Raw genomic sequence first — 6,516 nt, 5'->3', positions numbered from 1 at the left:
CCGATCATCAGCGGCACGAACCAGTTGCCGAAGCCGCCGATCATGGCCGGCATCACCATGAAGAAGATCATGATCAGGCCGTGCGAGGTCACGAAGACGTTGTAGAGATGAGTCTGGTGGAAGATCTGCACGCCCGGATACATCAACTCGGCGCGGATCGCGATTGACATGGCAGCGCCGATGATCCCGGCGATGATCGCAAACACCAGGTACATCGTGCCGATGTCCTTGTGGTTCGTGGAATAGACGTAGCGCCGCCATCCGGTCGGATGGTCGTGGGCATGATCGTCATGGGCGTGATCGGTGTGAGGCGCTGCGGTGGTTGCCATTTTTAAATCCTGCCTTGCAATCCTTCTTGAGACCCTGCGGTCTTCGTCCCCTATCCGTCCGCGCGCATTGGCCCTGACGGAGATCTGCGGCTAGCCCGAAGGCCAGCCGTTCGGCTCATTGCGCCGCTGTACCTGCCGAAGCGAACGAATTCTCCGGGTTGGCGGCAAACTTCTTCTTGGCGTCTTCGACCCACGCCGCGAAATCCTGATCGCTGACGACCCTGACCGCGATCGGCATGAAGGCGTGATCCTTGCCGCACAGTTCCGAGCATTGGCCGTAGAACATGCCGGTCTTGGTGGCCTTGAACCAGGTTTCGTTAAGGCGGCCCGGAATAGCGTCGATCTTGATGCCGAAGGCCGGCACCGCGAAGGAATGGATCACGTCCGCACCGGTGGTCTCGATCCGGATGATCTTGTTGACCGGCACGACCATTTCATTGTCGACGCCGAGCAGGCGGGGCTGCTTGTTCTCGGCCAGCAGCGAATCGAATTCGAACTTGCCGTTGTCGGGATAGGCGTAAGTCCAGTACCACTGCTTGCCGGTCGCCTTGATCGTAAGGTCCGCCTTGGGAATATCGAGTTCCTCGAACAGCAGGCGGAACGACGGCACGGCAATCGTGACCAGAATCAGCACCGGAATGAGCGTCCAGGCGACTTCGATCAGGGTGTTGTGAGTGGTCCGCGACGGAACCGGATTGGCCTTGGCGTTGAACTTGATGACGACGGCGACCAGCAGCCCCAGCACAAACAGTGTGATGACGATGATCAGGACCGACAGCCAGTTATGGAACGAAGTGATGTTGTCCATAACGGGAGAAGCCGACCCTTGCAGCTTGTACTCCCACGGCGCCGGCTGGCCCAATTCGGCAGACGCCTTTCCGCAAGCACCCATTGCGGTGGCAACCACCGCCCAACCCAGCAACCGACGGCCGATTTGGCCCTTCGACATCTTCATGCCGCTCGCGCTCCCTTGATAAATCCCTCGCGCATCCCGCCGGAGGGCAAAGAATGGCGCATCATTCGGCCACCCCGACAAACGGCCTTGGCATGCACCTCGGAAGCACACGGGCCTGATCGCTGGAATGCGTCGAAATCCAGCCTCTCAAACCATAATTCCAAGGGCATCGCAATGCAGTAGTACGGCCTACAGCTGTGCATCACCGGCTATTATGCAGATGCCGCATTTTCGCGCGAAATCAGCATAAACTCGCGGTTGGACGCCCGGTGACGGCTTGACAGGCCGGTTACCGGATGTACGCACAGAAATGTCGCGCTTGAGAGGTCTGATTCGTTGATTGATGCCCCAATGGCGCCCGGTCAGCCATCAAGGCGCCGTCATTGCCGTATCAGTCCGGTCACGACCGGCTTTGCCGACGACATAAGCCGAAGAAATATCAAGGGATCGACCCTGATGGGGCCTTCGAAATACCCGACTAGTTCCAGCCAACCCCGCAACGGATCGGCCGCCTCGCGCTGGGTCTGCGGAATGGCGACAGGTTTAGCCATTTTTTGCTGGTTCGGCCTGACGACGCCGGCCAGCGCCCAAGGCGCGGTCCGCTCGGTCCACGGCGACTGGCAGATTCGCTGCGATACGCCACCCGGAGCACAAACCGAGCAATGCGCGCTGATCCAGAGCGTGGTAGCCGAGGACCGCTCAAATGCCGGCCTGACCGTCATTGTGCTCAAGACCGCGGATCAAAAGAGCAAACTGATGCGGGTGGTTGCGCCGCTCGGTGTGCTGCTGCCCTCCGGCCTTGGCCTGAAGCTCGATAATGTCGACGTCGGCCGCGCCGGCTTCGTCCGGTGCCTGCCCAACGGCTGTGTCGCCGAGGTCGTCATGGACGACAAGCTTCTCGGCCAGTTGCGAAGCGCCAAGACCGCCACTTTCATCATCTTCGAGACCCCTGAGGAGGGAATCGGCTTCCCGCTCAGCCTGAACGGGCTCGGCGAGGGCTACGACAAATTGCCGTGAGGCATTGTGCCTCGCTTTATGCCACGCCTCGCCCCTCCCCATCGCAGACCATCGCACCTATTTTGGAGCAAGTGGCGTGGGTCACACGAGCCGGAGCGGATCCGGGTTACCGCAATGTAAGACGACCGCTCCGCAGGTTTTTGGTTAACTGACCGACGCCGGAGTTTGGGGGTTGCACGTAGCCCAAAGGTTGTCGGGCGCAAAGCTGGACGACAGAAAAATTGGAGTACGCATGACACCCCCGACTTCGCTTCTCGATCGCGCCAATCTTGACCGGGATTCCGTGCGGCAACAGATCACGCGGGGTCTTTCCGGCGCCGACGACGGTGAGTTGTTCCTGGAATACAGCCAGACCGAAGCCCTGATGTTCGACAACGGACGGCTGAAGCAGGCGACCTACGACACCAGCCAGGGTTTCGGCCTGCGGGCGGTGAAGGACGACGCGGTCGGCTATGCGCATTCTTCCGACGTTTCGCTGCCGGCGCTGATTCGCGCCACAGACGCCGTTGCAGCCGTCCGCGGCGGCTATAGCGGGACGTTTGCCTCTCCGCCCCCGCACACCAATGTGCGGCTCTACGGCGATGAAAATCCGCTGGACGGGCCGGGTTTCGAGACCAAGGTCAAGCTGCTCGCCGAAATTGACGCCTATGTCCGCCAAAAGGAACCGCGGGTCCGTCAGGTCACGGTCAGCCTGGGCGCCACCTGGCAAGTCGTCGAGATCCTGCGCCCCGATGGCGAAAGCTATCGCGATATCCGCCCGCTGGTGCGGGTCAATATTTCCGTCGTCGCCGGCCAGGGCGACCGCCAGGAGAGCGGTTCCAGGGGGTACGGCGGCCGCGAAGGCTATGCCCGCTTCATCGACACCAAGGCCTGGCGCGAGGCCGCCGATGGCGCGATCCGCGAGGCGCTGGTCAATCTTGAATCGGTCCCGGCGCCCGCCGGCGAAATGGATGTGGTGCTGGGGGCGGGTTGGCCCGGCGTGATGCTGCACGAAGCCGTCGGCCATGGGCTCGAGGGCGACTTCAACCGCAAGAAGACCAGCGCTTTCGCGGGCCTCATGGGCCAGCAAGTGGCCGCCAAGGGCGTCACCGTGGTGGACGACGGCACCATGGCCTCGCGCCGTGGCTCACTCTCGATCGACGACGAGGGCACGCCGACCAACCGCACGGTGCTGATCGAGGACGGCATTCTCGTCGGCTACATGCAGGACCGGCAGAATGCCCGGCTGATGAACATGAAGCCGACCGGCAACGGCCGCCGCCAGGGCTATGCCCACGTGCCGATGCCGCGCATGACCAACACCTACATGCTCGCGGGCGGCCGCGATCCGGCGGAAATTCTCGCCTCGGTCAAAAACGGGATCTATGCCGCGAATTTCGGCGGCGGCCAGGTCGACATCACTTCCGGCAAGTATGTGTTCCAGTGCACCGAGGCCTACCGCATCGAAAACGGCAAGGTGGGCGCGCCCCTGAAAGGGGCGATGCTGATCGGCAACGGTCCGACCGATATGCATCGCATCACCATGATCGGCAACGACCTGGCGCTCGACACCGGGATCGGCACCTGCGGCAAGAACGGTCAGGGTGTTCCGGTTGGCGTCGGCCAGCCGACGCTGCGGATGGAACGTATTACGGTTGGAGGTACCGGTTCATGACGATGGAACGGCAATCGATCGCCACGCGTGCGCGCGGCTGGGGCGCTCAACTCATCCAGTTTGCTGCCGCGCTGGGACTGGTTTTTCTCGCCAAGGGCGCTATCGCCGAACCGTTCTATGTCCCCTCAGGGTCCATGGAGCCGACACTTCTGATCGGCGATGCTCTGCTCGCCTCGAAATTCCCGTACGGCTACGGCACGGCCTCGCTGCCGATTCAGATCAATCTCCCTGAGACCGGCCGGGTGTTCGGCAACCCGCCCAAGCGTGGCGATGTCGTGGTATTCCGCTGGCCCGGCGATCGTTCACAGGCCTGGGTCAAGCGCGTCGTGGGATTACCCGGCGACCGCATTCAAATGCGCCAGGGCCAGCTTTTCATCAACGATCGCGGCGCATCGCTGAAGCCCGACGGCATCGGCCAGGTGGAAGACGAGCACGGCGAATATGAGCCCGCCCGCCGCTTCATCGAGACGTTGCCGGGCGGAGTGAGCCACGCGATTTTCAAGATTCGCGACAACGGCCGGCTCGACAACACCGCTGAGGTGACCGTGCCGCAGGGCTATCTGTTCGTCATGGGTGACAATCGCGACAACTCCGCCGACAGCCGCGTTCCGCTGCGCGATGGTGGCGTCGGGTTTTTGCCGATCGACGATCTGGTCGGCCGCGCCGACGCCGTGATCGGATCTTGGGATCTCGGCATCCGCGGCCAGCCGATATGGACGTGGCTATCCGGCTTCCGCCTCGCGCGGTTTTTCACCTCGGTGCATTGACCTCATTCGGTGCAGCAGGCGCCTTTGCCGTCCTGCTGCACCGGTGGGCACGGCACCGAGCCATATGAGCAGAACACGCAACAATCGCCGGGCAGCGGTTTGAGCTTCTCGCCGCAGCCCTTGCAGACGTAGAAAAACTGACACGCATCCGTCGGCATGGTTTCGCTGGCCTGGAAGCCGCAGTTCGGGCAAGTAAGCGTAGACTCTACTTGCATTTGATCTCCGCTCCCCGACTAAAACGATGTCGTCAAATCCGTCAGCCATTGCGGCGAGGCTTCGACCAGCGCCGCCTCTACCCGCTTGTCGGCGCCGCTGACGATCGCGACGCCAATCACGATGAAGGCCGCCCCCAACAGGCCTTTACCGAGTTTCCCGGCCGACATCAGGTTGGTGCGCACGCGCATCAACGTCGCCCGCGACAATAATCCGAGCAGCACGAGCGGCAAAGCGGCGCCGACGCCGAACACCACCATCGTCAGTGTCACTCTCGGCAGATCATGTCCCTGAGAGGCGAGCAGCGATGCGGCCCCCAGCGTCGGGCCGACGCAAGGCGACCAGACCGCGCCGAGCAGAAGGCCGATCGCGAACTGGCCAGCGAGGCCGGAGACCGCAGCGCCGCCGAAGTGACGGTCGGCCCATGCGGAAACGGGACTACCGGCGCTTGCCAGCCGCGCCTGCCACGATGGCACCAGAAGGATCGCGCCGAGCACAATCATGATCGCCGCCGCCGCGAGCCTGAACATGCCGGCATCGATGCCAAGCCCGAATCCCACGAGCGCCAGCAACAGGCCAAGCCCGGTAAAGGACAACGCCAGCCCGGCGGCCAGCGCCACCGCGCCAAGCGGATGGGCGGTCACCGCCGCACCCAATACGATCGGCACCAGCGGCAATACGCAAGGCGACAGGATCGAGAGGATCCCGGCGGCAAATGCCAGTGCGAGCGTGGTCACTTAAAAACAAAGCCCAGAATCAGAGGCTCTTGTCGAGCAGGGCCGCGATCGAGGCTTCCTTGGTGTCGCCGACGGAGCGTCCCTGCTCGGCGCTGCCCTTGAAGACGATCAAGGTCGACTGCATCCGCGCGCCAAACTCCTTGACGACCGGCTTCATCGCATCGAAATCGACGCGGAAAATCTTCAAGTCCTTGAATTTCGGCTCGGCGGTGAGCTTGTCGAGAATGGGATTCTGCGCCTTGCAGGTCGGGCACCAGTCGGCGTGGATTTCAACCAGGATCGGGCTGCCCGATGCCTGGGCCGCCTTGAACGCCTCGGCCGAAAATGGAACCGCCGTGTTGGCCCAGGCGGAGACCACCGGCGCAGCAACCGCCAAGACGCCGGCCAAGGCTCCCGCCATCAATGCCCCATTCAAAAACCTGCGTGTGATCATCGTCAGCTCCGTGGTTGGTGCCCGCCAGCCGCATTCGGTTGCGGCCGCGTTCGGGCCATAGGGTGTCTACGCCGCGAATGGGGGTAGTGTTACCTGACCACGCCGGACGTGAAGCCGGGCTTGCGCCGTGGCGGCTTGATTTCTTTCTTCAAAAAACAGTGAGCGTCCCGGCCCGCATATCCCGGACGCGCATAAGTCCAGGCCCGGCACTTATTGTCGGCGACACATGCGGCTTTGCAGACCTCGTCGCGTTCGCCCCGCTTGAGCTCAAAGGTGCGGTAATCGCCGCCGGCGCGGTCGATCGAGGTCTCGATCGCGCCATTGCGAGGTTCGACCACGCCCGCGCCGCGCACGCCGGACACGCAGCAATCATCTGCAATGCGCCCCGGCACGCTGTTCTTCAGCCAGCAG

9 protein-coding genes are annotated in these 6,516 nt (G+C 62.8%); 3 read left to right on the top strand and 6 right to left on the bottom strand.

What is annotated here, in order from left to right; all coding sequences use genetic code 11:
* Together WB528_RS18005 and coxB are read right to left on the bottom strand one after the other, a co-directional pair.
* A partial coding sequence (locus WB528_RS18005; RefSeq protein ID WP_423889750.1) for a cbb3-type cytochrome c oxidase subunit I occupies nucleotides 1-329 on the bottom strand: 329 nt, incomplete at its 3' end.
* A gap of 115 nt (nucleotides 330-444) precedes the next feature.
* Entirely contained in the window at nucleotides 445-1,284 is an 840-nt protein-coding gene (coxB, locus tag WB528_RS18000; protein WP_423889749.1) for a cytochrome c oxidase subunit II, read from the bottom strand.
* Nucleotides 1,285-1,815: 531 nt separating this feature from the next.
* On the opposite strand from coxB, the gene WB528_RS17995 reads away from it, so the two are divergent.
* The 3 genes from WB528_RS17995 to lepB all read left to right on the top strand — a co-directional run bounded on the left by WB528_RS17995 (nucleotide 1,816) and on the right by lepB (nucleotide 4,722).
* A complete protein-coding gene (locus WB528_RS17995; protein WP_423889748.1) occupies nucleotides 1,816-2,301 on the top strand; it encodes an invasion associated locus B family protein in 486 nt (161 codons plus the stop codon).
* A 232-nt stretch (nucleotides 2,302-2,533) separates the two neighbouring features.
* On the top strand, nucleotides 2,534-3,955 hold the full coding sequence (tldD, locus tag WB528_RS17990; RefSeq protein WP_423889747.1) for a metalloprotease TldD: 1,422 nt from the start codon (nucleotides 2,534-2,536) through the stop codon (nucleotides 3,953-3,955).
* Nucleotides 3,952-4,722 carry a signal peptidase I gene (lepB, locus tag WB528_RS17985; RefSeq protein ID WP_423889746.1) on the top strand — a complete coding sequence of 257 codons (771 nt, stop codon included), beginning with the start codon at nucleotides 3,952-3,954 and terminating at the stop codon, nucleotides 4,720-4,722. The genes tldD and lepB overlap by 4 nt, the downstream gene beginning before the upstream one ends.
* A 2-nt stretch (nucleotides 4,723-4,724) precedes the next feature.
* On the opposite strand, the gene WB528_RS17980 is transcribed toward lepB, so the two are convergent.
* The 4 genes from WB528_RS17980 to WB528_RS17965 form a co-directional block, all read right to left on the bottom strand.
* A complete protein-coding gene (locus WB528_RS17980; protein WP_423889745.1) occupies nucleotides 4,725-4,937 on the bottom strand; it encodes a GDCCVxC domain-containing (seleno)protein in 213 nt (70 codons plus the stop codon).
* Nucleotides 4,938-4,955: 18 nt separating this feature from the next.
* A complete protein-coding gene (locus WB528_RS17975; protein WP_423889744.1) occupies nucleotides 4,956-5,672 on the bottom strand; it encodes a cytochrome c biogenesis CcdA family protein in 717 nt (238 codons plus the stop codon).
* Between the two features lie 19 nt (nucleotides 5,673-5,691).
* Entirely contained in the window at nucleotides 5,692-6,105 is a 414-nt protein-coding gene (locus WB528_RS17970) for a thioredoxin family protein (RefSeq protein ID WP_423889743.1), read from the bottom strand.
* Nucleotides 6,106-6,194: 89 nt separating this feature from the next.
* Nucleotides 6,195-6,516: PAN domain-containing protein (locus WB528_RS17965; RefSeq protein WP_423889742.1), on the bottom strand; the 322-nt coding region annotated here is incomplete at its 5' end.

This window comes from Bradyrhizobium sp. (genome assembly GCF_049586575.1).
Lineage (GTDB): Bacteria > Pseudomonadota > Alphaproteobacteria > Rhizobiales > Xanthobacteraceae > Bradyrhizobium.
Note: the sequence above shows the minus strand (reverse complement) of the source record. Positions and strands in the feature narration are given on the sequence as shown.